The following is a 3,078-nucleotide window of genomic DNA, read 5'->3' as shown; positions in this document are numbered from 1 at the left end:
GGCCAGGATCCGATCTCCCCCTCAAGGGGGGAGATTGGGGGGCATCACGCCTTCGCTAACCCTTCCCCAACAAAACAAAGGGGCCGACCGAAGTCAGCCCCCCTGCAACTCAACCGTCGTGGCCGTAGCCTTGATTGCGGTCGATATCGGTGTCGATCTCGTCGACCGCGCCGTCGAGCGTGTCGGCGACATCGGCGCCGTTGGCCATGTCGGAAATCGCCTTCTGGAACACGCTGGTCTCGACCACATAGCCCGGCGTTACGGGCCGAAGCGTGCCCTGCGCGTCGGACAGGCCGTAGAAAACGGCAAGCGGCGCGCCTTCCTTGTAGTATTCGGACATTGCGGCAGCGCCTTCGGTCGCCGGAACAAGGCCGATGGCGTTGGAGAATTCGGCGAGATACTTGTCCTGGAGGGCAAATTCGATGAAGGCTGCGGCCCCTTCCGGGTGTTTTGACGCGGCGGAGACGCCGAGCTGCCAGCTTGCCGCGCCGATCTTCGGGCCGTTGCCGAAATCGGGCGCGGGCAGGAAGACGACATCGTCGAAGGCGTCGAGCTTGGCGCGCGCCGTCCAGTTGCCGTTCCAGTCGATGGCATAGGAACCGTCGATGAACCCGTTCTGGTGGTCGGCGGGGTCCTGGCTGGTGCCGGGCGCGAGGTTGCGCTCGAACAGCGACTGCCACCATTCGCCGAAGGCGATCGCCTCTTCACCGTTCAGCACGCCCTCCGCGGTCTGGTAGTCGGAACGATCGACCAGATCGCCGCCGAAGGACTGAAGGAAGGGCAGGAAGGCATAGGTGTACCATTCGCCGTTGTCGGCCATGCCGAGGTTCAGCGGATACTCGAAATCGCCGCTGTCCTTGAGCTTGACGAGGATGTCGTCGAATTCCTCCTTCGTCCAAGGGTCGTCCAGCGTCGGCTTGCGGATATCGTATTTGTCGAGAGTGGACTGGCGCGTCATCATTGCCAGCGCCGCGTCCCAAAGGCCTATGGAATAGATCTGGCCGTCCCATCTGCCGATGGCGCCCGGCAGGAAGCCCTCGATCGCGCTTTCGTCGATCGGCAGCGGCTGCATGTAGCCGGACCAGGCCCAGTTCGGCATGATCGGCCCGTCGACGTCGATGATGTCCGGCAGGTTTCCGGCAAGCGCCGCAGCGGTAACGGAACTGTTGTAGGAATCTTCCGGAAAGCTTTCGAGCACGACCTCCCAGTCGTCCTGGCTTGCGTTGAAATCGGCAACGATCCCTTCGAGAATGCTCGATTCCGTCGGGTTGCCGGCGCCGTGATACCACATGGAGAGCTCTGTCGCGGCAAAGGCGCCGGCGGGCAGGGCGGCGGTCGTCATCAGTGTGGCAAGGGCCAGGGCGGTTCTCTTCATCGTCAATCCTCCGATTTGAACAGTGCGGGCCTCGGTGAGGAGGCGGAAGGCGAGTGGAGGCAACCACCCGCGGAAACGGCTGTCGGGGAGGGATGTTCAGACAACGGCTTGATCGGCGCCGTCGCGCTCGGCAGGCCTTGGGGAGACGAATGCTATGCGCCTCGGGGAGCGGCCGGCCGCCGGACCGCATCGGCGGCCCGGCTTTTTGGCTGGCGGGGGCCACCCGTCGCTCAGGGCGGCGCAATGCGCCGTCCGGCGTTTACGGCATTGCCGCTGTACCCTCCCCGTACAGGGGCAATCGTGGCCTCCCCGCCGTGTCCCGTTTCAGGGACACAACTTTTAGTGAACGCTTCATTAACACGAAAGTTCCCCCGGCCTCAACCGTGAGTCTGGCGTGGTGTGGACAATATGTCGCAGGCCTGTGTTTTGTTTAGGCAATACCGGATCGCCTCGTCCGGTTCGCGGGGTTGCCGGGCTTTATTTGAAGCCAACCACGCGATGCGGCACGTAAGGCGCCTCAAGCCTTTCGATCTCTTCCGCCGTCAGTTTCAGCGCCAGCGCGGCCTCGGCATCATCAAGATGATGCGGCTTGGAGGCGCCGACGATCGGGGCGGAAACCTCGGGCTTCGACAGCACCCAGGCGAGCGCCACGCGGGCCATCGGCACGCCGCGCTCATTGGCGATTGCGGCGACGGCATCGACCACCTTGCGGTCGGATTCAGCCGTTTCGGCATAAAGCGTCTTGCCGAATTCGTCCGTTTCGGAGCGTCCGGTGGTCGTGTCCCAGGGGCGCGTCAGGCGGCCGCGCGCCATCGGGCTCCAGGGAATGACGCCGATGCCTTCGGCTTTGCAGAGCGGCAGCATCTCGCGCTCTTCCTCGCGGTAGAGCAGGTTCACATAGTTCTGCATGGTCACGAATTTCGCCCAGCCATTGGCCTTCTGGGTGGCGAGCATGGTGGCGAACTGCCAGGCATGCATCGAGGAAGCGCCGATATAGCGCGCCTTGCCGGCCTTCACCACGCCATGAAGCGCCTCGAGGGTTTCCTCGATCGGCGTGCCGTAGTCAAAGCGGTGGATCTGGTAGAGGTCGACATAATCGGTGCCCAGGCGACGCAGCGAATTGTCGATCTCCTGCATGATCGCCTTGCGCGACAGGCCCATGCCGTTCGGACCTTCATGCATGCGGTTCATCACCTTGGTGGCGATGACGATTTCCTCGCGCCGGGCGAAGTCCTTCAGCGCGCGGCCGACGATTTCCTCCGACGTTCCGGCGGAATAGACATTGGCGGTGTCGAAGAAATTGATCCCGTCCTCGACGGCCTTGCGGATGAAGGGACGGCTCTGCTCCTCCGTCAGCGACCATGGATGGGCGCCGGCGTCCGGCGCGCCATAGGTCATGCAGCCAAGGCAGAGGCGGGAGACATCGAGGCCGGTGCGGCCGAGCTTCACATAGTCCATTTTCTCGGGATCCTCGGTTTGCGGGCGTAGCGCGAAGGTGACGCGACGGCTTTGTCCTGTCAAAGAAAAACGCCGCCGGAGGTCCGGCGGCGCTGGGAAGGCCTGGTCAGGCGGCGTTCTTTTCGGCGAAGGCTTTCTTGCCTTCCTCGTCAAGCGCGGCAAACTCTTCATCGGAGAGGACGATGTCCGCCGCCGCGACATTTTCCTCCAGATGCTTGACCTTGGAGGTGCCGGGGATCGGCAGC

3 protein-coding genes are annotated in these 3,078 nt (G+C 63.5%); all 3 read right to left on the bottom strand.

The window, feature by feature from the left end:
• Positions 1–109: 109 nt before the first annotated feature.
• Positions 110–1,375, bottom strand: a complete 1,266-nt coding sequence (locus AC5DC2_RS21940) for an ABC transporter substrate-binding protein (RefSeq protein WP_491700018.1) — start codon at positions 1,373–1,375, stop codon at positions 110–112.
• A gap of 477 nt (positions 1,376–1,852) precedes the next feature.
• Positions 1,853–2,833 carry an aldo/keto reductase gene (locus AC5DC2_RS21935; RefSeq protein WP_491700017.1) on the bottom strand — a complete coding sequence of 327 codons (981 nt, stop codon included), beginning with the start codon at positions 2,831–2,833 and terminating at the stop codon, positions 1,853–1,855.
• A gap of 106 nt (positions 2,834–2,939) precedes the next feature.
• Positions 2,940–3,078, bottom strand: a 139-nt coding sequence (locus AC5DC2_RS21930) for an aldo/keto reductase (RefSeq protein WP_491700019.1), incomplete at its 5' end; no start/stop codon positions are given.

Source organism: Martelella sp. (assembly GCF_984369615.1).
This window is presented reverse-complemented; position numbering and strand designations above follow the sequence as displayed.